The 22417-nt window shown below is 66.4% G+C and carries 20 protein-coding genes; 14 read left to right on the top strand and 6 right to left on the bottom strand.

Annotation, left to right across the window (positions count from 1 at the left end):
* The first annotated feature begins 144 nt into the window (after window positions 1–144).
* Window positions 145–3930 (top strand): CHAT domain-containing protein, encoded by a 3786-nt coding sequence (locus MBA17_RS19690; RefSeq protein WP_238497959.1) that lies wholly within the window; start codon window positions 145–147, stop codon window positions 3928–3930.
* A gap of 10 nt (window positions 3931–3940) precedes the next feature.
* Here the strand turns inward: MBA17_RS19690 and MBA17_RS19685 are convergent, their stop codons facing one another.
* The 3 genes from MBA17_RS19685 to MBA17_RS19675 all read right to left on the bottom strand — a co-directional run bounded on the left by MBA17_RS19685 (window position 3941) and on the right by MBA17_RS19675 (window position 6764).
* The gene (locus tag MBA17_RS19685) at window positions 3941–4603 is read right to left on the bottom strand and encodes a hypothetical protein (protein WP_238497958.1); all 663 of its coding nucleotides are present in this window, start codon (window positions 4601–4603) and stop codon (window positions 3941–3943) included.
* Between the two features lie 162 nt (window positions 4604–4765).
* A complete protein-coding gene (locus MBA17_RS50485) occupies window positions 4766–5224 on the bottom strand; it encodes a phosphotransferase (RefSeq protein WP_455432796.1) in 459 nt (152 codons plus the stop codon).
* A gap of 145 nt (window positions 5225–5369) precedes the next feature.
* Window positions 5370–6764: a helix-turn-helix domain-containing protein gene (locus MBA17_RS19675; RefSeq protein ID WP_238497956.1), complete on the bottom strand. Its 1395-nt coding sequence runs from the start codon at window positions 6762–6764 to the stop codon at window positions 5370–5372.
* A gap of 231 nt (window positions 6765–6995) precedes the next feature.
* Here MBA17_RS19675 and MBA17_RS19670 point away from each other — a divergent pair, with 231 nt between their 5' ends.
* From MBA17_RS19670 to MBA17_RS19620, 11 genes are read left to right on the top strand one after another with little or no spacing between them, the layout of a single operon-like run.
* Window positions 6996–7367, top strand: coding sequence for an ATP-binding protein (locus MBA17_RS19670; RefSeq protein WP_238497955.1), 372 nt, complete (start codon window positions 6996–6998; stop codon window positions 7365–7367).
* Window positions 7364–8524, top strand: coding sequence for an NAD(P)-dependent oxidoreductase (locus MBA17_RS19665; protein WP_238497954.1), 1161 nt, complete (start codon window positions 7364–7366; stop codon window positions 8522–8524). Before MBA17_RS19670 ends, MBA17_RS19665 begins: the two co-directional genes overlap by 4 nt.
* Entirely contained in the window at window positions 8511–9479 is a 969-nt protein-coding gene (locus tag MBA17_RS19660) for an NAD-dependent epimerase/dehydratase family protein (protein WP_238497953.1), read from the top strand. Before MBA17_RS19665 ends, MBA17_RS19660 begins: the two co-directional genes overlap by 14 nt.
* On the top strand, window positions 9476–10354 hold the full coding sequence (locus MBA17_RS19655) for a glycosyltransferase family 8 protein (RefSeq protein WP_238497952.1): 879 nt from the start codon (window positions 9476–9478) through the stop codon (window positions 10352–10354). The genes MBA17_RS19660 and MBA17_RS19655 overlap by 4 nt, the downstream gene beginning before the upstream one ends.
* Window positions 10338–11792 carry a glycosyltransferase family protein gene (locus tag MBA17_RS19650; RefSeq protein ID WP_238497951.1) on the top strand — a complete coding sequence of 485 codons (1455 nt, stop codon included), beginning with the start codon at window positions 10338–10340 and terminating at the stop codon, window positions 11790–11792. Before MBA17_RS19655 ends, MBA17_RS19650 begins: the two co-directional genes overlap by 17 nt.
* On the top strand, window positions 11792–12400 hold the full coding sequence (locus MBA17_RS19645; protein WP_238497950.1) for a nucleoside/nucleotide kinase family protein: 609 nt from the start codon (window positions 11792–11794) through the stop codon (window positions 12398–12400). The genes MBA17_RS19650 and MBA17_RS19645 overlap by 1 nt, the downstream gene beginning before the upstream one ends.
* Window positions 12397–13401: a Gfo/Idh/MocA family protein gene (locus MBA17_RS19640; RefSeq protein WP_238497949.1), complete on the top strand. Its 1005-nt coding sequence runs from the start codon at window positions 12397–12399 to the stop codon at window positions 13399–13401. Before MBA17_RS19645 ends, MBA17_RS19640 begins: the two co-directional genes overlap by 4 nt.
* Window positions 13388–14305, top strand: coding sequence for a phosphotransferase family protein (locus MBA17_RS19635; protein WP_238497948.1), 918 nt, complete (start codon window positions 13388–13390; stop codon window positions 14303–14305). Before MBA17_RS19640 ends, MBA17_RS19635 begins: the two co-directional genes overlap by 14 nt.
* The gene (locus MBA17_RS19630; protein ID WP_238497947.1) at window positions 14302–14685 is read left to right on the top strand and encodes a cupin domain-containing protein; all 384 of its coding nucleotides are present in this window, start codon (window positions 14302–14304) and stop codon (window positions 14683–14685) included. Before MBA17_RS19635 ends, MBA17_RS19630 begins: the two co-directional genes overlap by 4 nt.
* Window positions 14682–15878 carry a DegT/DnrJ/EryC1/StrS family aminotransferase gene (locus tag MBA17_RS19625; RefSeq protein WP_238497946.1) on the top strand — a complete coding sequence of 399 codons (1197 nt, stop codon included), beginning with the start codon at window positions 14682–14684 and terminating at the stop codon, window positions 15876–15878. The genes MBA17_RS19630 and MBA17_RS19625 overlap by 4 nt, the downstream gene beginning before the upstream one ends.
* 13 nt (window positions 15879–15891) lie before the next feature.
* Window positions 15892–16977: a zinc-binding dehydrogenase gene (locus MBA17_RS19620; RefSeq protein WP_238497945.1), complete on the top strand. Its 1086-nt coding sequence runs from the start codon at window positions 15892–15894 to the stop codon at window positions 16975–16977.
* Here MBA17_RS19620 and MBA17_RS19615 read toward each other — a convergent pair.
* Window positions 16974–18017: a phosphotransferase gene (locus MBA17_RS19615; protein WP_238497944.1), complete on the bottom strand. Its 1044-nt coding sequence runs from the start codon at window positions 18015–18017 to the stop codon at window positions 16974–16976. The two genes, MBA17_RS19620 and MBA17_RS19615, sit on opposite strands and share 4 nt — an antisense overlap.
* A gap of 107 nt (window positions 18018–18124) precedes the next feature.
* Here MBA17_RS19615 and MBA17_RS19610 point away from each other — a divergent pair, with 107 nt between their 5' ends.
* On the top strand, window positions 18125–18640 hold the full coding sequence (locus MBA17_RS19610; protein ID WP_238497943.1) for a hypothetical protein: 516 nt from the start codon (window positions 18125–18127) through the stop codon (window positions 18638–18640).
* A 269-nt stretch (window positions 18641–18909) separates the two neighbouring features.
* The gene (locus MBA17_RS19605; RefSeq protein ID WP_238497942.1) at window positions 18910–20019 is read left to right on the top strand and encodes a hypothetical protein; all 1110 of its coding nucleotides are present in this window, start codon (window positions 18910–18912) and stop codon (window positions 20017–20019) included.
* A 237-nt stretch (window positions 20020–20256) separates the two neighbouring features.
* On the opposite strand, the gene MBA17_RS19600 is transcribed toward MBA17_RS19605, so the two are convergent.
* Together MBA17_RS19600 and MBA17_RS19595 are read right to left on the bottom strand one after the other, a co-directional pair.
* Window positions 20257–21528 (bottom strand): C40 family peptidase, encoded by a 1272-nt coding sequence (locus MBA17_RS19600; RefSeq protein WP_238497941.1) that lies wholly within the window; start codon window positions 21526–21528, stop codon window positions 20257–20259.
* The gene (locus MBA17_RS19595) at window positions 21525–22409 is read right to left on the bottom strand and encodes a replication-relaxation family protein (protein WP_238497940.1); all 885 of its coding nucleotides are present in this window, start codon (window positions 22407–22409) and stop codon (window positions 21525–21527) included. The genes MBA17_RS19600 and MBA17_RS19595 overlap by 4 nt, the downstream gene beginning before the upstream one ends.
* Window positions 22410–22417 lie beyond the last annotated feature (8 nt).

Below are 22417 nucleotides of genomic sequence, written 5' to 3'. Positions count from 1 at the left end.
TGCCGAAAGCTCATGCCTTTTCGGTGCGGCGTAGACGATGCTCTGGCCAGCATGCTTGGTCGCCGCATGTTCCCTGATACTGGAAGAGTCCAGCTCACGTGTTGAGCCCGGTGATTTGAGGATGTTCCCCCGGAGGGCGGGATCATGGGATTCGAGTCGTTTTCGGCCAAGCGAGAGTTCGAGCAGCTTAAATCGATCATGCGGGACTTCTGCGCCTCTCGCCCGCTGGCCTCGCGACAGATCCTTCACGACCATCCGGAACTGCTGACCGACCGCGTCGACGAGCTGTTTGAGAGCTTGATCAAGTACTTCCGGTCAGAGGGAGGCAGTGACGGGGCGATCGCGATGTTCGAACGTGGTCGCGCCACATTGCGGGTCGCCAGGGAGCAGGGCATCGATGCAGCGTTCGCCCCACTTCTGACAGCGGAGGGTATGGATCACTCCTCAGAGGAGGACATCCACGACCTGTGCACCTACCCGACCTCCCGCGATCTGGCACTCCTACTGGAGGAGCGGCCCTGGATGCTCACAGCAGGCTTCGAGGACCACTTGACTCGCTGGACCGCCGAGTTGCGGGAAGTAGGCGCCGACGAGCAGGCCGTCATCATGGATAACCGCAGGTACCTGGTCCATCGTTGCCGTCTGGCAGGTATCGCGATGGGCTTGGCGCAGGCTCACCTTGTTCAGCTCATCCGCGGTGAACCCAAGTTGCGGGCGCAGTTCCGTCTGAGCGCTGAGGAGCTCGTGGAGCTGATGGACGTCGTGGCCCAGCTGTGCACTGAGGGCCTGCCGCTCAGCGAGCGTCGCGCGCTGATTGCCTTCCGCCCGGAGCTGCTCGGCGAGGAGGCCGAACAACTCATGAAGGCGCTCCTCGGCTACGGCCTGCCGGACACCGCTCATTCAGCTCTCTCCATGGCTATGTATCTGGCCATGCGAGCGCGTCAGGACGGAATCGACGAGGCGTGCCGGATAACCGCTCTGGTCGATGCGTATGGCACCGAAGTCGACGACGAGACAGCGGTCGCATGCTTCGACGAGTATCTCAACCTCGCTGGAGAGGAAGCCTCCGCCGCCATAGCGCCGCATGACGTCGAGGAATTCGAGGTTGACTGGCCCACCATCAGACGCCGGCAAAGCCTGTTGGAGGCGATCAGGGCGACGCGGCCGCAGCGGGCTTGGGTCGCCATCGACCACTTCTGTAGGGCTTACACACCGGACCAGACCAGGCATCTGCTCCAGACAGCTCCCATCCTTCTTTCCGAGGTCGCCGAGCAGGCGCTGATCAGGTACCGCTATGCGGTAGCCGATGATTCTGACGCAGTCACGCTCTTCCTGCTAGACGATCGAATCCGAACGCTGCGGCGCGCCCGGGAGGCCGATATCGATACTGCTCTCGCGGAGAGCATGCACCGGCACGTGGAGCGCGCCTTTGCAGGCGGGGAAGTGACTCAGGAGCATGTCATGCAACTACGCGAGGGGGTTCGGGCGGACGTCGCTAATGGGTCAGCGTCCGTGATGCTCGACGCTGTCGACGCAGCCAGCCCAGCACTGACGTACGCGGCGTTGCTTGGTAAGCAGCCGTGGGCGGTCCTGCACGTCATCGAACAGACGATTTCCCGGACACCCGAAGGTTCACGTGAGCGGGCAGGGCTGCTGCTGTTCAAGGACGGTCTTCTGCAGGACGCGACTGAGCATTCACCCGTTCTCGGCGACATTGACGACGCCATCGAATCGCTCGAGGAAGCTGGCCGGTGTGAGTGCTCGGACAGCGACAGGACCGTGATCACCGGGGAACTCGGAATCATGTGGCGCAAGCGATTCGGCCTGACACGTCGCCCGACCGACCTGGGGCGGGCACTTGCACTGCTGAAGGATGCCGTGCGGAGAACTCCCAGGCCGCCCTCCACCCCTGTGCAGGCCGACTTGCTCGCCAGGAGGCTGACCAACCTGGGCATCGCGCAGTTCTCTTCAAGGAGCCACCCGCTCGGCGGAGGCGACATCAATGCCGCAGTGGTGAACCTGAGGGAGGCCGTCGACGTGACCCCGGACTCGTGCCCGCTGCTTGTACAGGCGAAGCGGCGGTCCGCCCTGGCGTCGGCGCTCACGACCCGCGGCGGTGAAGTGGATTACGAGGACGCCCTTCGACTGTACTACGAAGCACGTGACCTGGCGGAGGCTGCGCCCGGCGGCCATGCACTGTTGCCCGGTTTGCTGTACAACCTCAGCAGTGCCCTGAGGGACTCGGCGCAGAAGAACCACGATCGGGAGAAGTCGGTCGAGGCGCTTGCCTTGTTGGAGCGCGCTTGCCAGCTCGCCTCCGATCGGCAACCAGGGTTCACGCTCCACGCTGGATCGTCCTGGGGCAGTGCAGCCAGCCGCGTAGAAGACTGGGACAGCGCCACCCGGGGATACCGGTACATGCTTGCAGCCCTGCGCCGTCTGACCGCCTCCCAGGTGACACACGTCCACAAGGAAGCGGTCCTGCTTCAAGCGGCAGACGATGCATCGGCGGCCGCCTACGCCATTGGCCGGGCTGGCCATCACACCGAAGCTGTCGAGGCACTCGAGGGTGCACGGGCTGTAGTGGTCTCCGAGCTGCTGGAACGTGATCGGACGGACCTCGACGCTCTCATCGCCGAAGGCCACGCGCGACTCGCCGAGCAGTTCGACGCGGCCGCCTCCCGGCTGCGGGCCATGAGCGGGTTGGCTGGCCCGGATATCGCTCCAATGAGCGGCAGCGGAAGGCTCCAGCAGATGACGGACGAACTCGCGCAGATCACCGCAGAGATTCGCGCCCTGCCGGGCCAAGCCGAGTTCCGCGGGGCGCCCTCAATCCGTGCCATAGCCCAGCAATCACCGATCGCGTACCTGGCCGCTTGCGAATTCGGTGGAGTTGCCTTTGTCGTGCGAGACGAGACGTCGGTGACCCCTCTCTGGCTGGAGGAGTTGAACTTGGGCCGCGTCGCGGAGTGGGCTGACCGCCTGCTGGAGGCTCCGTCCGGTACAAACATCTTCCTCCAGGTACTCGAAGACCTGACCCAGTGGCTGTGGGATGCCGCGATGGCCCCGCTGCTAGCCGAAGTGTACGAACTGAGCGCCCTCACTCTCGTCCCTTGCGGGCTGCTTGGGCTGCTTCCGCTGCACGCCGCGTGGACACCAGACACGTCCGCGCCAACCGGCCGTAGATATGCCCTGGACGAGTTGCTCGTGACGTACACCGTGAACGCCAGGGCATGTGCGGCGGCGCGTATCCTCGCCACGCACGCACGTACGACGGGGGTTCTGGCCGTGGACGACCCTCGCCCAGTCGACGCAGGGCCGCTGCCCTACTCCCGGATTGAGGCGAAGGCAGCTCTCAGATGGGGCGGTCCCAGCGGTACGTGGCTACGCCACGAGCAGGCAACCAGGTCCGCCGTACTCGACGCTCTGAGGGAAAGCGCGGTAGCGCATCTGTCCTGCCACGGCGAGGCCGACCTCGCGGATCCACTTGAGAGTGCGCTGCTGCTGGCCGACGACCGACTCACTCTCCGCGACGTCACGGATCTGAGCGGAACAAGGCTTGCCGTGCTTTCTGCTTGTGAGACGGGACGGATCGGCGGGAGGCTCCCCGATGAGGTCATTGGCTTCCCGGCAGCTCTCCTAGCGTCTGGTGTGCCCGCTGTCGTCGGATCGCTTTGGGCTGTACCGAGTGCGGCCACGGCAGAGGTTATGGCCCGGTTCTACACGTGCTGCCGGGAAGGCAGCGCGAGTCCCTCGGAAGCTCTGCGACGAGCGCAACAAGCCGTTCGTGACAGCACGGTCGCCGAGAAACGCGCATTCTTCGAGGAACACCTTCCCGACGAAAGCGTCCCAACCTCGTACGCACCCGCAGACAGCCGTCCACATGCTCGGCCCTATCACTGGGCCGCCTTTACGTGCTACGGGGTGTGATAGTGCCCAGTTAGCCGACGTCCAATTCTGTCACCTCGGGCTCGGACGGGACAACGCCGTCCCGACAGCGGTACCGGACCACCTGTCCGCCCGACCCTTCCAAGGCACCCCGACGCTGAAGGTCGGCAACTAGTCCTGCCACCGCGGCGTCGTCGAAGCTGCGGTCGGCGGCAAAGGCTCTTCCCAAATCCAGCTCGACTTCGACCAGAAGCGGGTCCTGCGCGTACAACGTGGCAAAGACGATCCGGACACGTCGCGGTTCCTCAGGGAACGATTGGCTTTGGGCCTCAGACGTAGCGAGTCTTTCCCGAACAGATTGCACGAGGCCCTCCACCTCGTGCCGCAACCTTCCCCATACTGCGTCACAGACCTTGCCAACCACCCACGACGCAACTCCCGTACCAACAAATACGCTCGCCGCAATGAGTAGCTCCTGAATCTCAAGGCCCGGAACCTTTCGGCCCTCGACGGAGCCAGCAACGAGGTGGCCAGCGGCACCAAAGGGTTCAAGATCACGATCGAACGGATCAGCGGTTGTCTCGAACCCCGCATCGGCTGCAACCCGATAGAACTCAGCCGCGAAATCCTGGCCGACAGCGTCGAATACAGCGTTGCCAAGGCCGCCTGCCACGCGGACAGCCGACGGGATACCTTCAGTGGACAGCTCTCGCAATTTGGCCTCCGGGCTGTGTGACTGCACTGTAGCCGCCACGGGAGCACACAGACGCATCCAACTCGCCCTCTCGCCCCAAAGGCCGAACCCGGCCCGCCCCCTCTGGCCCGGCGGATCCTAGAGACTGGTGGTCGGGTAGCGGGGCGCAGCATTGCGTCCCCGCTACCCGACCAACTGGAGGCGCATCGGCAGGCTCGACACCTCCTTCTCCGACAACCTGCTTGCCTGGTGAACGGGCCAGGCGTCACCGTGGATCACGCAACTAGACAGGTCCGGGGACATGTCCGCCCAGGCCAGCTCAAGGTCGGAGAGACGTCCGCGTAGCCACTTCCGGTCTTCCGGTGGAAGGAACTCCGCCGCGTCGATGCGCTCGGCGACGCGGACGAAAGGGTCCAGGCGGCCCATAGGGAAGGCCGGAGCCGGGAGGCTGTGGAGCCGCCGGAGAATACGGGCCACGTCCAAGACGGTCCCCTGGGTGTGCGGAGGCAGCTCCTCCCAGAAGGTGACAGGACGCCCGGAGACGTCAACTGGCTGTTCGACGTCATCAAGCGGATGTACGGCGGGGCCTGGTTGTCCGCCAGCCAGCGCGCGACGGCCACCTCTCGGACGGCTGACGTCCATTGGCCCTCCCGGGCGATACGGGCGATCACCGCGTTCGGAAGCCGCCACACCGCGTTCTCCGCCAGCCTCACCGGCTCGGCCCCCTCAACATCGAGGCCGGCGACCGCGCAGGCCCGGACGAGGATCGGAAGCGTGTCGGCCACCGTCAAGCCCCTAGCGTGAACGCGATCCGCTCGCGCAAGGCAACGGCTTCGGGCTTCTGCGACCGGGAGGCGGTTAGCCGGGCCAACTCCCGCACGTCATCGGCCACTCGCCGCGAGTGCAGACGCCCGACCTCGTCAAGGGCGGCGTGGCCCAGGACAAGGGCTTGGTCGGGATCGCCGGTCATCATGGTCAGCGACGCGAGCTTGGTCCGGGAGATCGCCCGGGATCGCATGTACTGGTCGGTGTGGCCGTTGATCGCGGTCAGCAGCCGGTCGCCGGCGGGCGCCGGGTCCTCTCCCAGGGCCGCGAGGTCATAGAGCGCGTGCCCGGTGTCGCCGTGGTGCTGAGCCTCGTCGTAGTAGCCCATCCACGGCGGATCATTCTGAGGGCTGGCCTGCGCAAAGGCATCGTCGGCGTCGCCGATCGCCGAAAGCGTCCGTTGGACGTCGCCCATCTTGGCCAGGGCGCGTGCTCGTGCGGTGTGCAACATGGCGCGTTCGGTGGCGGTGAGCCGGTCCGCGCGGGCAAGTCCAAGCTCGGCGTAGGTCAGCCCGGAGTCGGAGTTACCCACCCAGATCTCCTGACGAGCGCGGAAAGAATAGATCTTGGCGCGGAGATGCCACTCTCCTGCCTCCTCGGCGCACACCGCGGCGAAGGCGAACGCCTGCCGCGCGTCCGTGTGCCCGCACGCGTCGAAAGCCGTCGCGCCGACGACCATTCCGAGCCGCGCCGCCGCCGCGAACAGCTGGGGACGCAGCCTCTCCGAGCAGTGCACCTGGAGTAGGCCGGTGGTCCACTGCAGCTGCGCCATGGCGGTCTCGCGAACGATCCCGGCGCCTCCGTAGTGGTTGTCCCATCGGGACAGGAGACTCGCGGCGTCCATTATCTGCTGGATCTCGTCCGGGCTGACGGTTCGGGGCAGTGACGCGCGATCGAGAGGTCTGACGAGACCGGGCAACGCCGCTGGCAGCAGGGCGGCGAAGCCACTGACGGCGAGGAAGGATCGACGGTCCACAGGATCGGGACTCCCGTCCGGTTGTGAGGAATCATCCACTGCCAGCATGCGGCCGCCTGCGGGGTGATCCGAACCTGGAGGGGCGCCCAGCTGGTGTTTGTCCGCTTCAGATGGCGATCTGTCCGCTTCGGCGTCCACGAGGAGCAACGCGCGGGAGAAGAGGCCGCCGGTACCCAGGGCGGTGTCCAGCCGTCGCGCGAGATCCTCGGTGCACCTGCGGTCGGCGGTCTCGATCTTCCTGATCAGATCAGCGCTGACGTGAACCAACGCGGCCAGCTCGCGCTGCTTCCAGGCGCGTCCGATGCGTCGGCTCCTCAGCTCGGCGCCGAACCAGTGACGTGCGGATCTCCCCGGTTCCAGACGCTTCGGGGGCTGTGGCATCCCGCCTCCATGGGCGGCCAAGCGGACAGGGGAGCTGTCCGCATCCAGTCGTAGGCACGCGCTCTTCTCGCGCTCTTAATAGTGACTGACTGTTAGCAGTCAGTACACACCATACGAGGAATCGCTTCCGAGGTGATCACAGCCGCGACCGCTCAACACGGTGTGGTGGCCATCCGGTGAAAGGAATTCTCCGTGAATTGCATGACGTACCCCCCGGAGAGCCACCTCACGATGCAGCTGCATGTGGCACCGGAACAGATGGAGCACATCCGCCGCATCGTACGTTCGCAGCTGGCCGTGTGGAAACGAAGCCATCTGGCCGACGATGCCGCGCTCGGCGTCAACGAGCTGCTGGCGAACGTTCACAAACACGCCTCATCGAACGACTGCACGCTTCTCCTGCGGCCCTACCTGGACGGGGTCCACATCCGGGTGAGCGACACCGACCGGCGAAAGCCGGAGATGAGACAGCCCAGCTGGGACAGCCAGGACGGTCACGGCCTCCATTTGGTGGCCGCCATGTCCCGCAACTGGGGCTGCGAGGTCACGAATAGCGGGAAGGACGTCTGGTTCTCGCTCATGGCGGAGGGCGGAGCGTCATGAACGGTCGGATCCCGCTCACTGAGCCAACCCTGTCGCCCGCGTTCTTCGACAACCTTCTCAACCGGCTTCCGTACGTGAGCGGCCAGGCGATCTCCATCGTGGTCGCCCACATGCTCCCCGGCCAGCCGGCCTTCGTCGAAGCGCTGGGCAGGGTCTCCGCTGTCGCCGCCGTGCTGCCCAAACCGAAGTCGATCGACAGCCAGGCCCTGGTGCAGGTCCAAAGCGTCAGCCGGTGCGACCAACTGCACCGTCAGCGATTCGCCGATCCCCACTTCCTCCTTGGGTACCTGGAAGCGCGGGCAGCGGGCCAGCCACTCACGCTGATCGACGTGGGCGGCTACTTCGCCCCTGCCCTGGCCGAAGTGTGCGACGGGTTCTCCGGCCAGATTCTCGGCGTCGTGGAGGACACAGAGAACGGGCTGCGCCGCTATCTGAAGCATGAGAAGCTGCCCTGCCCGGTCTACAGCGTTGCCCGCAGCCCGCTCAAGGAGCCGGAGGACTCGCTCGTCGGCGAAGCGATCGTGTTCTCGGCCGAGGCGCTCATCCGCAGCAGGAGCGATGTCCTCCACGGGCGTGCGGCGTGCGTCCTCGGCTTCGGCAAGATCGGCGCGGGCATCGCCAGGGCACTGCAGGCCCGGCACGTCGAGGTGACGGTCGTGGACACCGACCCGGTACGGCTGGCGCAGGCACTCGCGCTCGGCCACCGGGGATCCGCATACCCAAAGGACTGGCTGCCGGGGGCTGACCTGGTCTTCTGCGCCACGGGCAACCGGGCGCTACGCGGTATGGACTTCACCCATCTGCGTGATGGCGCTTACGTCGCCAGCGCGACGTCACACGACGACGAGCTGGACCTGGAGACGGCCGACACACTGTTCGACCGCATCCCGGTCGCACCCCACGTCACTCGCTACTCGCACGCGGGGAGGTCCTTCTACCTGCTCAACGGCGGGAACGCGGTGAACTTCCTGCACGGTTCCGCAGTCGGTCCGTCTATCCACCTCGTTCAGGCGGAGATCCTCGCAGCTCTCGGTCAGCTGACCCTTGTTCCTCACGACCCCGGCCTCTACGAGGTGGCGCCTGCGACGCGCGCCCTCGTCGCCGCCATCTGGATCGATTCCTTCTACCGCAGGGGTGCCCCCCATGAACACGGATGATGCCAGCCGTACCTTCGCCGGGCGGAAGGTCGTGGTGACCGGAGCCGCAGGGTTCATCGGATCCCATCTCTGCGAGCGCCTGGTGCAGGCGGGTGCTCACGTCGTCGGCATCGACAATCTGAGTTCCGGCTGCCTGGACAACGTCTCCTGCCTGAAGGACGTCGCGGCGTTCGAGCTGATCGAGCACGACATCACCACGCCGATCGAGCTATCAGGATCCGTGGATCACGTTCTGCATCTGGCCTCTCCGGCGTCGCCCCTGGACTACGCGCTGCATCCGCTGGCCACGCTCAAGTCGGGAGCGATCGGGACCCTCAACGCGCTGGAGCTGGCCAGCGCCAAGCGGGCCCGCTTTCTCCTCGCGTCGACCTCCGAGGTCTACGGCGACCCTCTAGAACACCCGCAGGCTGAGCCGTACCGGGGCAATGTCAATCCGGTCGGCCCACGCAGCGTGTACGACGAGGCGAAACGCTACGCGGAGGCCCTCACCGCTTCATTCCGCCGGGAGTGCCTGGCAGACACGGCCATCGTACGGATCTTCAACACGTACGGCCCGCGGATGCGCCCGGACGACGGGCGGGCGGTTCCCGCCTTCCTCCAGCAGGCGAGGACCGGGCGACCGCTCACCGTCGCCGGTGACGGGAGCCAGACCCGCTCGCTGTGCTACATCTCCGACACGGTCTCAGGGCTCCTGGCCATGGCGGCGAGCGGGCATCAGGGGCCGGTGAATATCGGTAACCCCGAGGAGATCACCATTCTCCAGCTGGCCGAGGAGATCAGGCGGTTGTGCGGCTCCTCGTCTGCTGTGGAGTTCGTGCCCCTGCCCGTCGACGACCCCCGGCGTCGGTGTCCGGATATCGCTTTGGCGCGGGCGGTATTGGGATGGGCGCCGAGAGTGGGCTTACTGGACGGGCTGGCGCTGACTCTCGCCGAGATGGACGGGGGTGCCCGATGACCCGGTTGCCGCCGATCGTGTGCGGTGTGGACGACGGCTACGTGCTGCCGCTTCGCGTGATGATGGAGTCGCTGGCAGTCGCCCACGATGACTGCCTCGACGAGTTGCGTCTGTTCGTGCTCCACAGCGGGCTCGACGACGGGTTGGCCCGGCTGATTCGGGCTGATGCCCGCCGCCTGGGCCTGTGGCTTGAGCTCCGTACCGTGCTGGCTGGGCGGATCCGGCACCCTGTGTCCGGCTGGGTAAGCGAAGCGGTCTATCTACGGCTCGCCATCGGCGAAGCTCTCAGAGAAGAGACCGCTGTGCTGTACCTGGACGCCGACGTCTTGGTGCTCGGGGACCTTTGTCCCCTGCTGGCCCGCGAGCTTGGCGGCGTGCCGGTGGCGGCGGTCCGCGACCCGCAGAACCCGATCATCGGCCAGGGCATCGCGTTGCCGGGTTGGCGAGAACTTGGGCTACCTGCCGGTCGCGAGTACTTCAACAGCGGCGTGATGCTGCTCGACCTGGCGCAGTGCGAGCGGCTGCGTCTCTTCGAACAGGCTCGGCACTTCCTCACCGAGCACCCCGAAAGCGTCACGTTCTGGGATCAGGATGCGCTGAACTGGGCTGTCGATGACGACTGGATACGACTGGAACGGCGATGGAACACCTTTGCCCTGTCCTCGCTGTCCAAGCGGGAAGGGTTCGTGCACTACGCCGAGCCGGTGTCTCCGCTGGAGACGTTGCTCGCGGACGAGGGCAACGCGGCGGTGCTGCACTTCGCCGGCCCGGCCAAGCCGTGGCTCCCCGGCTATCCGGCAGGTGTCGTACATGACCTCTACCTGGGGTTCCTTCATGCGGTGAAGGAGGCCGGGACTGATGGCCTCACGCGCTGAGACGTCGCTGTGTCGCAGGCTCGACTGGTGGATAGTGGTGGCGGTCGCGGCGCGGCACGCCGTTGGCCTCTGGCAGCTCAGGCGCGCCCTGGCGACGATCGACCGTCCCAACTGCCCGGAGCCTTCCGCCGACGATCTCGTGCTGCACATCGTGATCCCGGTGCTGCGTGAGCAGCAGCACATCCGCGCAGCCGTCGAATGGTTCGCTGACCTGCTCCGTCATCTGCCACGCTCGACGGTCACCTTTGTCACGACCGAGCGCGAGAGACGCGAACGCGAAGCGCACCGGCCGCGGACTCACCCCTTCCACCTCTCGAACGAGGAAGTGAGCGTAGGAAGGGTGTCGCGCGGGGGGCCTCCGCTGACCGGGCAGGTGCTGGCCCGGGAACTCGATCAACCCGCCGTCCGTGATCTGCCTATTCGGCACATCCACTACTCAGGCGATGGTCGCAAGGCAGCCCAGGTCAACCACGCCGTCGAGCACCTGCCCCGAGACGGTGGTACGGCCTACGTCGCCGTCTACGACATCGACTCCCGGCCGGACCTGGCTCTGCTCCGCCGTACCGCGGCGTTCATCCGGCAGCGGGCTCAGGCCGACGGCGAGCCTCCTGCAGTGATCCAGCAATCGGCCCGTTTCGCCGCCCCCGACACCGATTCGCGAGCGTGGGAACCGGCCCTGTGCCAGGGAGCCGCTCGCCTCCAGACTCTGTGGACGCTGCGCAGGGAGGTCCCGTCGTTTCACCGTTACGCCAGGGCGGTTCGGAGACCGAGCGGCTTCGAGTGGGCGGACGCACTGGCGCGAGGGCTGGCGCAGACAGTGGGGCACGGGCTTCTGGTACGGCTCGACGTCTTCCGCCGCGTCGGCGGGCTGCCGACCTTCACCGCCCTGGACGATCTCCCCTTCGGATACCGGCTGACGGTGGAACAGATTCCGGTGGATTCGCTCCCATTCACCACCCAGGCCGATGCGCCCGGCACCCTTCGCGAGCTGCTCTCTCAGGGAGAGCGGTGGTTCCACAACTACCTCGACTATCCCCGCTGCGCCGCCCAATCCCGCGCAGCCGATCACGGCTCCGCTGCCGGACGGGCCCTCGCGCTCGGCACCGGCGCCTACCGGGGTGCGAGCTGGTTGCTGCGCAGCCCGTCCACACTGGCCTGTCTCGTGATCGCGGCTCGTCGAGCGTCGCCCTGGCCGGTACGGCTGGCCGCGCTCGGCGGGCTGTGGCTGGGTCAGATCGCCCCGGTGAGCGCCCTCGCCAAGGCCGAAGACAGGCGGCTCACGATGAGGCAGCACGGACGCGAGTCCCTGGAACTACTCGCGGCCTACCTGATCAGCAGCATCGGCCCGGCTGCCGCCATCGCGCGCAGGGCCGCAGGCGCGGGCGGCCCTATCGCGCCGAAGAGCAACCGGCCTGCGACGGCGGAGGAGGAGCACTGATGATCATTGGAATCGAAGGCGTCAGCTGCACGGGCAAGACGACGCTCGCGAACGCGATCGCGTCCCAGCTAGCCAACCCGCTCGTAGTGCCCTGTTACTACCACGTCGCCCCGGATCCGAAGACTCTGCCTCGCCCGGTGGCCGAGAGCGCGGCCGAGCAGTTGGAGAGCCTCGCCATACTCCTGCGCTTGGAGGAGATGCGCAGAGCCAGCGCGCTCGAAGCCTGCGCGGATGGCCGGGACGTCATCCTGGACAGGACTGCCGACACCCTCCTCGCCCACGCTCATGCGATCGGCAAGCTGAGGTCGTTCGACTGCGACAGTGCCGCTCGGGTGCTGGTCCGGGATGGGCCGGTGGTCATGCCGGATCTGACACTCCTGCTCCAAGCGCCCGCCGAGGTACTGGCGGAGCGTGCCGTACATCGTCCGGGGATGCCGCGGATCTTCTACGATCCTGGCTTCGCGATCCACTTCAACACCTACTTCCGTTTGCCGCTGGTCTCCGCCTGTGTCGTCCTCGACGCGGCGGTTTCGCCAGAGGAGACGCTCACCATGGCCATGGAAGCGATGCGCCAAGCCGGCCATCTTGGGCACCGGAGGGTCGCATGAAGATCGCGATCGTCGGGTGCGGCGGCATCTCCTCACGTTGGGTACGCGTGCTCGCCGCCGACCCGCGCATCGAGATCGCGGTGCTCGTCGACCCCGACGCTGTAGCGGTTGCCCGGCTACGCGACCGCTACAAGCTCCACGTCGGCCAGGCGGTCTCGCTCGACGAGGCCCTGAGGACCCGTGACCTCGATGCCGTCGTCAACCTGACCCCCGTCGTGGCCCACGTTCCGGTCATCCGCACCGCTCTGGACGCCGGGCTGCACGTTCTGTCAGAGAAGCCCTTGGCGACCAGGCTTGGGGATGCGGCCGCGCTGGTCGATCTCGCTGAGCGCGCGGACCGGCGGCTGATGGTGATGCGCAATCGCGTGTCCGATCCGCTCTTCCACATCTTCCGCGATCTCGTTCGCGATCGCGGTGCCTCGCCGTACGCGGTGACCGTGGAGACGATCGTGGCCCTGCACGACGCTGGCTTCCGCTCCGGGCAGCCGCTGCCGGTGATCAGCGATCTCGCGATCCACGCGTTCGACCAGATCCGGGAACTGATCGTCGCCCGGCCGACAGACGTGAGCTGCACAGAGATCCCGCTGAACTTCCTCGACACCCATTGCGCGTTGGCCAACATCATGATCAATTTTGCCGACGGTTCGGCGTTCTCCTTCCAAGGCGGCTACCTGCCGCAGGCAGGCTTCCGCACCAGCGCCAACGGGCGATGGCACGTCGTGGGCGAGGGCTTCGCCGCGTTCTGGGACGGCAAGGACGACATGGCTTGCCATACCGCAGGAGAGGACAGGGAGGCTGTCCTCCTCCCACAGGCTCTCCCCGGCTACCAGGTCTGCATCACCGCCATGGTCGACACCCTCTGCGGCATGCCACGCCAAGGGTGCCTCGGTGCCGACAGCCTCGGCTCGGTCGCGCTCCTGGACGCCGCTCTGACCTCCGCTGCCAGCGGACGGCCCGTGCTCGTCCCGGTAGTCCAGGAGCGCGACCATGTCCCCGTCTGACTTCCACACGAGGCGCCTGGTCGCCGCAGGAATCATCAGCCGGGACGCGATCCTGACGGAACTCGCGGGCGGAATCGACAACCGGATCTACGCCGTGGACAGCGGGAACCTCATCGTGCGGATCCGACGCGGCGACCGCCCGGCACGCTTCGCCAGCGCGGCGTGGGCCGCTGGTGAGATGGCCGCGATCGGCATGCCGGTACCCACCGTCATCTGGTACGACGAGGATCTCTGCATCGAGACCCGATGTCCGGGATCTCCCTTGTGGTGTGCGGGCGTCTCTCCGGATGGACTCGCGGCGGCGGTCGAAGCCGGAAAGCTGCTCCGGCGCGTGCACACCATCACGGTCCGGGGCTTCGGTCGCCTGGACCGTACGGGAACAGGACCGCATCCGTCTGCGCGTGCATGGCTCGTCGCACTCCCGCCCGATCCGGTTGCCGACCTCTCGCGGCTGCTCGCTCGTGCGCGCCAGGCACTCGCGGCCGGAGCCGTACTGCTTCCCGATGGACCTTCCCGGCTGCTGCACGGTGACCTGACCGCCAGGCACGTCATCGTCGATGGCGGGGAGGTGACCGGGCTCGTCGACCTGGAAAGCGTGCGAGGCGGGGACCCGCTCGCCGAGATCGCCGGCTGGTCCCTGCAGGAACCACCACCGCTGACCGACGCGCTGCTCAGCGGGTACTTCACGACGTCTCCCGACCAAGCCGCCGTGACCACGCTGGCTCTCTACCGGATCCGGATCGCCGGCTCCCTGCTGTGCCACCACATCACGCGCGGCGACAACGCTTCCGCGCTTCTTCGCACCGCCCAGATCGAGGCCGACCTGGCGGATCTCGGCCGGGGCGACCCGCAGCTCGTCCCCAGGATCCAGCCATCCCTTCCAAATCTGAGGAGAACATCGTGACGATCATCCATGGTGCGGTCAGAGAGCGCCTTACCCCGGAGAACAGTCCCCCTGACTGCCCTGCCTCGTCGGCCGGCATGTTCGTCATTCGCGCCGACGGTACGGCCCGCTTCGATCGGCACCACCACGACATCGGCGAATTCTGGTTCGTCGCCAGGGGCATCGGTACCGTTCACGTCGGCGGCACCGATCACCTGGTCGGCCCAGGCGACATCGTCTACACCCCAGCGGGCGCCGAGCACGATGTCGTCGATGTTGCCGAGGAACTCCACGTCTTCTGGCTCTCCGCGCCGCTCACCCCCGGCACGTACGGCGCGCACCTGCACCGTGACCCGGCCGCCGCCAGGCACCTGGTACCTGTCGTTGCGAGGCGGCCGTGACCTCCGTCACTCTGCCGTTCCCTCGCACCGCGAAGTACGGCCAGCCGGAACGGGACGCGGTGCTGAGGCTGCTGGACAGCGGTCACCTGTCGGAGACCGGGCGAGGGCCCACCACCGCATCCCTTGAGAACGCCTTCGCCGAGCTGACCGAGTCGCGCCACGCGCTGTCGTTCAACTCCGGCACCGCCTCCATCCACGCCGCCCTGCACGCCGTCGGAATTCGTGACGGCGAAACGGTGGCACTGTCCCCGATGACCTGGATCTCCGCCGTCACGGCCGTTTTCCAGGCGGGCGGCGTCCCGCACTTCTGCGACATCGAACCGGACACGCCTAACCTGGACCCGGCGGCTCTCGTCGGCCTAGACAACAGCTGCTCCGCCGTACTGGTGACGCACGCCTGGGGCGTCCCCGCCCGCATGGATTTGATCGTCGAAGCGACCGGCATGCCGGTTGTGGAGGACTGCTCTCACGCGCACGGAGCGCGATACCGCGGGCGTCCTGTCGGTTCCTGGGGTACGGCCGGCTGTTTCAGCCTTCAGGAGTCCAAGGCCGTCTCGGGTGGGGAAGGCGGAGTGCTGGTCACCTCCGATCGCCGCGTCTACGAGAGCGCGCTGACTCTCGGCCACCATCCCAGCCGCCTCGCCGCCGAACTGACCCACGCTGATCTGCTGCCCCTGGTGCAGACGGGAGCCGCCTACAAGTTCCGCATGCCTGCCCTGTCCGCGGGCATCGCTCGCGAGCAGCTGCGAGGGCTGGCCGCACGTTCGGAGGCGGCTGAACAGAACCTCGCCATCCTGGCCCAGGTCCTGCGCCACCATGACGCACCTGTCTCGTTCCCGGCTCTGGATGAGTGCTCGTCACGGGGCTGGTACGGCACGCCACTGATCATCGTCGGACCTGTCGGCGATTCGGCTGCGTTGTTCGACCTCGCCGTCGCCCGGGGGCTGCCTCTGCGGCGGATGTATCCCGACTGGCTGCGCACCCCACTTCTCCAGGAACGTGACCTGCTCCAGCGCTTCTGGCCCCATGCCCGCGCGTACAGCCCGCCTTCGCCCAGCGAGTTCCCGAACTACTACCAGGCCCGGCGGCAGACGTTCCTGTTGAAGGTTCCCCATGTCCCTGCCGCCGACTACATGGAGCAGGTCGGGACCGTGATGGCGCGTCTCCTGGACGAAGTCACCCATCTCTCCTGAAGGAGTCACTCCCATGCAGCGTCGTTGCCGCGCCGCCGTACTTCACCGTGCCAAGGAGCCCCTGCGTGTCCAAGAGATCGAACTCGCCGATCCGCTGCCCGGAGAGGTGCTGGTCCGCACCGCCAGCGCGGGCATCTGCGGGACTGACCTGCACTTCGCCGCTGGGCTCTTTCCGTACCCCGTGCCCACGGTCCTGGGACACGAGGCGAGCGGTGTCGTCGAGATGGTGGGGGAAGGGGTTGACGACTTCGCGCCGGGCGACCGTGTGATCGTCTGCGACCAGACCTTCTGCGGACGCTGCGCTGCCTGCCTGAGCGGCAGCATGGTCTACTGCACCGACTCCTCGGCGAAGGAGCGACAGCGGCGACGGCTTTCCATCGGTGGCCAACCGATTCGTCAGTACCTTGGTGTCTCGGCCTTCAGCGAGCTCATGCTGGTCGCCGCGCACAGCTTGGTTCCGATGCCGCCCGAGCTGTCCTTCGAGGCCGGCGCGCTCCTGTCCTGCTGCCTCACCACCGGGCTGGCCTCGGTGTTCAACGTCGCCAAGCCCGCGCCGGGGGCCCAAGTCGCGATCTTTGGGTGTGGTGGTGTCGGCCTCGGCGCGGTGCAGGCGGCCCGGATCGCCGGCTGCGGTCAGATCATCGCGATCGATCTGGAGCGGCATCGGCTGGAGCTGGCCTTGGAGCTTGGTGCTACCGAGGTTGTGGATGCCACGTGCGGGGACGTGGTCGAGGAGGTGACCAGATGCGCTGGAGGGGGTGTGGAGCACGCGGTTGAGGCGGTGGGCCTGATCGAGACGGCCGTCCAGGCCTTCTCTGTTCTGCGCCCGGAAGGGCAGGCCACGGTCCTCGGCATGCTCCCCGTTGGCACCGATGTTCCGGTGCCAGCGAGATTGCTCCGGCAGGGGCGCAGCCTTGTCGGGTCGGTCATGGGCTCCGTACGAACCCGGATGGACATTCCTCGATACGCGGATCTCGCCGTGCGGGGCCTTTTGCGCACCGATCCCCTGGTCACCTCCAGCCGTGGGCTGGATCAGGTGAACTGTGCTCTTGAGGACGCTCGTGGGCGGAAGGGCGTCCGGCAGATGGTGAGGTTCTAGCCAGCGGTGAAGGCGGCTTTCACCTCGTCACGTCGGCTGGTCCACCATTCGAGGCACCGCGAGGAGGAGAGGAACAGGTGGTCACAGGAGTGGTCGCCGCGGTCGTAGTGGAACTCCAGCTGCCAGTAGTCGCACATCCGCTTCCACCAAAGCCGGTGCACCGCGTCCTCCAGATCTTCCCGGCTGAGGGGGATCACACTGCGGTACCCGTTGACGAAGGCGGAGACACGGTCCAGATCCAGGTCGCCCTCGTCACTGCCGAAGAGCAAGGTGGCCGACCGCGCCACCTCCTCACCGAACGGGCGGACGCGGATCCGGTCCCAGTCGACGACCCCTGCGATCGCTTCTTCACGCCAGATCACGTTCAGGTGCTGGAAGTCTCCGTGTGTCCAGCCGAACGGTCCCCGAGGCTCATCCCCTTTGGGCTGCAGGTGGGAGTACTTCTCCAGCAGCACCTCGCGCCGCTCAAGGTAGTTCGTGACCTGGGCATCGAACGCGGTGGGCGCGTCGAGCGAGGAGACGGTCTTCATGAACCGGTCGGCCTCTTCCAGCGCGGTGATGGGGTTCGGAACCGGGGCACGAACGCTCGCGGGCTTGTCTGGGAGGTCTGTCTGGGGACGGTTCAGGCTTCGATGAATCCGTCCCAGCATGGCCCCCAGAATGCCCACCTGAGCGAGGGTGAGATCGTAGCCCCGAGGATGATCGCCCTCTACCCACGGGCACAGGCAGTAGCCACGCTCCTCGACCTTGACGACCGGCTCACCGCTGGTCGTTGTCACGGGCGGGCATGCCGGCACTCCATCGTTCGCCAGAGCTGTCAGGACGGAGAGGTTGCGTCGGGCGAGGGGCAGCGGCACGTCGATGATCCGCTTCAGCACGAACGTGCCGTGCTCGGTGATGACCTTCCAATTGCGGTTCATCAGCCCTTCGGTGAGATACCGCATCTCGTGGACGTTCCCCAACCCGAAGGCCTCGAGGATGATGGGAAGGTCGCTGGAGAGCTCGCCTAGGGCAACGGACTCAGGAAGCTGCTTGGCCACCGCCGGAGGGTATCGGACCATGGGGTGCCGACATGCGGAATCGGGCGCCGCCATGTTGCCTGGTACAAGAGGAAATCCGAAGACCAGGACTACGAGAGCGGTGGCAGATGAACCAGGAGACGGCTGACCTGCTCTTCGACGTGGTCGAGCGGTTGGAGAAGAGCATCGTGGCCCGCGACTGCCCGGTGATCGTCGCGGTCGACGGGAGGCGCAAGCTCGTGCTGAGCGACTACGACTACCTCCGCGACACCGAGACGGCCGCAGCGTTCGAGCTGAAGGCCGCCGCGAAGGCACGCGAGGTCGGCGCTGCCCGCTGGGTACTGGCCGTACCTCAGGTCTGGGCCTTCACCCCGCCCAGCACGGTGTCGACCCGAGCCGCCTCGAACCATCCCTTGCGCGAGGGCGAGCAGGAAGCCATCACCTGGATGAGCTTCGACCAGGAGGCGGGCGTGGACTACGGGCGCGTCGCATACGCGCGCCGACCGAGCGGGGAACCGATCTTCGAGGAGCCGGAAATCTTCCAGATCGGTATCCGACCAACCGAAGCCTCGCCCGGATACACCCTGCTCCAAGCATTTCTGCACGAGGATATAGAGTCGGCCCCCGGAGAAGCCGACTCCTGACCTAAGCTTGTGATCGCCGAGAGATAGATGAGTGATTATCCAGGCCGTGGCATGTTGATCCCCTGCCGCTGTTCCAATAGCGACACCACTCGACCGGCGCGCCGCTGGCTGTTTTCGGCGTCTCGCAGGATGAATTCTGGCTGCGTGTTGGCCGGGGCGCGGGTCGTTACTGCCCGCGACGAAAGCTGGTCGGTGTGCGGCGCCGAAGGCTCTTTCTTCGTCGGTGAGACCCGCGACGACGAGTTATCCCGATCCAGAGGAGTACATGCATGGCCGGATCTTGTGCCTTTTGTGGGTTCATCGGCACGCTGACCGGCGAGCACGTCTTCGGAGACTGGCTTACGCGGATCGGGCTTGACCTGGAGCCGGTGCTGCACGGTGCCGGTCCGCTGAATCGGATCGGGCGGGAGTTGGGTGTGCGCCCGCCGTTCCGGCAGACGGTGCGTGACGTATGTGGGATGTGTAACCACGGCTGGATGAGCCGCCTCGAGGTTGTTGCGCAGCGGGTACTGACGCCGTTCATCCTGGGGGAGGCTGGCACGATCGAGCTGGAGGATCAGGGCCTGGTCGCGGCATGGGTGCAGAAGACGGCGCTGGTGGCCATGCTCGTCTCTCCGGAGGCAGACCGAAGAAGCGGCTACGGACTCCCGGCTTCCGAGTACTCCGAGTTCTTCGCCCAGCGGGATGAGGCGCAACCCCTACCGGCGAGTCAGTTCTGGATTGGACGGTACGACGGGATACGACGTTGGTCGGTGCGGGTCACGCCGCTCGCGGTGACCATCGAGGGGCTATCAGAACCCGACCGGCCACAGGGCTACGCCATGACTATCGTGCTCGGGCAGTTGGTGCTCCATGGGGTGCGGTTCACAACGCCAAGCCTCCAGGTCAAGGTGTCTACTCGGAAGAAGTTGCCGCAGCTGTGGCCAGTGACCAACCCCGTGCAGTGGCCGTCCGGCATCACGGTGGACGACACAACCTTCCTCAGTTTTACCGCCGGAAAGGAACTTCGCTCAATGGAGCAGCACATCGGACTCCGGCCGTGGAAGCCGGCCACCGACCTTCCGGACAGCCGGGCTCTCGGCGGCATGGTCGAGCTGCCGACGATCTGCGGTGAGCACGTGGCGTACTACCCAGCTGGCTTGGTCCATGAGGCGATGCGCGGCCGGTTCTACGCGTTCAAGATCTCATGCGAATGCGGCACCGCCTACCTTGTTCACACTGAAGTTGACGGGGCGCACTGCAAGGCTGCGGACCAGGCGGAAGTCATCGATGGGCTGTACGAAGTCCTGCCTGGTGAGGAGTATCTGATCGAGTACGAGCAAGGCAACTTCTCGTGTAAGCGGTTGCCGGAGCCACCAGGATCAGTTCGACTGGGGTGATGTAGGTGCGTCGCAACCGTCCGCCAAGGTTGCGAGCATCGGGGTGACCCAGCCCCAGCTTGCCATCGAGGAAAGCTCGACTCGATCTTCCGCGAACAGTGCTTCTGGGTGCCTGAAGCCCCCACGTAGCGGATGAGAGTGCCCTGGCTGCCCTTCGAGAAGCTGCCGAGGGCGGCCCAGACGTGCTGCGCATCCGCGAGCTGCAACTGGTGTCGCACTGGTTGGAGTTGGACAAAGTCACTTAGATGGGCGCACCGCACCGGTGTATGTCGACCTTTGGATCGGTTCGAGGCGGACGACGGCCCCTGTGTGCGGGGCGTTTACCATATGCGTGCTGGAGGCGACGATTCCGACGTGGTCAGGCCCAGGGCGAGATGGGTCGGTCTCGTAGAAAACCAGGTCGCCTGGCTGGACCTGGGTTCTGGGAACAGAAGGTCCCGCGCGCCACTGCTCGTATGTTGTCGTACCGATGTGGGATCCGGCGCGAAACCAGGCGTACTCGGCTAGGCCGGAGCAGTCGAAGCCTTTGGTGCCTGCTCCGCGGCCGATGCCGTAGGTGGGGCCGGTTGGGCCGCCGCCGCCCCAGGAGTAAGGGGTGCCGAGCATGGTGAAGGCTGCTCGTACGGCTTCCGCCCCGCGCTGGGATGCTGAGGAGAGGTCCAACGCAACGTTGCCGGGCAGCTCGCCAAGGTAAGAGAGATCGTGGCACAGCTCCGTTGTGAGTATGGCCACGATCTGTTCCGCCTGCTGACGACTGCCGCCGGAGGAGCCCTTCCTCCCGGTGGAAAGGGATGCGACCAGGTCAGTGATCATTGCCTGACGAGAGATTCCGAGTGATGCGCCGATTTTGATGCTTGTCATCATCTCGCCGCGTTTGTCGTCGGTCAGTCCGAGCGTCTCGCGGTGCGGAGTTTTGCGCGGGCTCGCCGTACTCGCTGGTCTCGGCGAATTGAGTACGTGCACGATCTTTTGGGCTCGATCGGTGTGGCGGGTGTAGGCGTTCGGATGGGCGGAGCGTTGCACAGCTTGTGCTGCAGTGGTTAGGGGCTTGCGGTCCCAGCCCTTCACCTTGGTCAGGCGGGAGAAGAACTGGCGGGCGGCGAAGCGGGGATTGGTGACTTGCGTGCGGGTGCCCCAGCCGTGTTCGGGGTGCTGCTGGAAGAGCCCGAAGGCGGTTCCGTGGTCGCCGATGGCTTTCTCGTCGAGGTTGGATTCCTGGAGTGCGGTGGCGACGCCGATCACGGCTGCTTGCTCAGGAAGCCCGAATGACCTCGCGACGTCGATGATGGTTTTGGCGTTGGTGGCCTGAGCCCGGGAGAGATCGAGGCGCGGCGCGTTGCGCCGTACGGTGTCCGGTACGTAGGAGCAGACCGCTGCGGCCAGCCGGCTGGGATCGGATGAGACTGCCGCGTGCTGGGCGCCGCCGGTCATCCCTGCCAGCAGTGCCACACCTGAGATGAGTGCGGCTCCCGCCGCGATGACCTTGGCAAGCCCGATTTCCGCGATCAACCTGCGTCCTCTTCTGCAGGGGTGCGCTGGCCGAGGTGGGGCCAGTGTTGCGCGAGCCTGGCGAGGCGGAGTCGAGGGCTGGTTGTACCGAGGGGCAGCCAGCGTTCTCCGGCGGGGCCGTCGGCGGTGTATGCCACGAGGTCGGAGCGGGAGGTGGTGGCGATAGGGATGATGTCTGTTGTTGCGCAGGCCTGTAGGCGGGTTCGGAGGTTGGCTTCGCGGCGGTCGCTGTGGACGGAGAACAGCAGCGGGGTGATGATCGTGCTGGCCTGGGCGAGGAGGGTGTAGCCGTCGAGTTTGGCGGCCACCCGGTCGAGGGGTTCGGTGCCGGTGTCGTATTCGAGGAAGAAGTCCAGGCTGTGGCCGTCTTCGGTCCAGCGGCCGTAGCCGTCGGGGCGGGTGGTCTCACCCCACAGGGCGGCGCAGCGTTGCTCGGTCCACCAGGTGGTGAGCACGGCGTTGTCCCGGCGGCGGGCGAAGGCGGATAGGGAGGTGTAGAAACCGTTAACGCCGATGGTGTGGGTGAGGCGTTGGTTGTGGGCGATGCCGAGGGCGCGGTCGCGGCGGTAGCCGAGGGCGGCGAACTCGATGCCGTCCTCGGAGGCGAGTACGGCGGCGCCGGCCGCGCCGAGGACGTAGTGGTACGGCGCTGCTCCGGTGCCGATGGGCTGGTTGGGTCGGAAGCGTTCCAGTACGCCCATGTGGTGCAGGATCAATAGCCGCTTGCGGGTTGCGGTGTCGGTGTCGAAGAACAGCTGGGTGATCTGTGGCGAGGTGAGCACGCGGTGTTCCCACACGGCGCGCAGGATGGCGCGGTCGCGGGGCGTGAGCCGTACAGCCAGCGAGGCGAGGACGGCTGGGGTGAAACGGGGCTGAGTCATGACGGGTT

The organism is Dolomitihabitans soli (genome assembly GCF_022213955.1).
In the GTDB taxonomy this organism is placed as follows: Bacteria; Actinomycetota; Actinomycetes; order Streptosporangiales; family Streptosporangiaceae; genus Streptosporangium_A; species Streptosporangium_A soli.
This window is presented reverse-complemented; position numbering and strand designations above follow the sequence as displayed.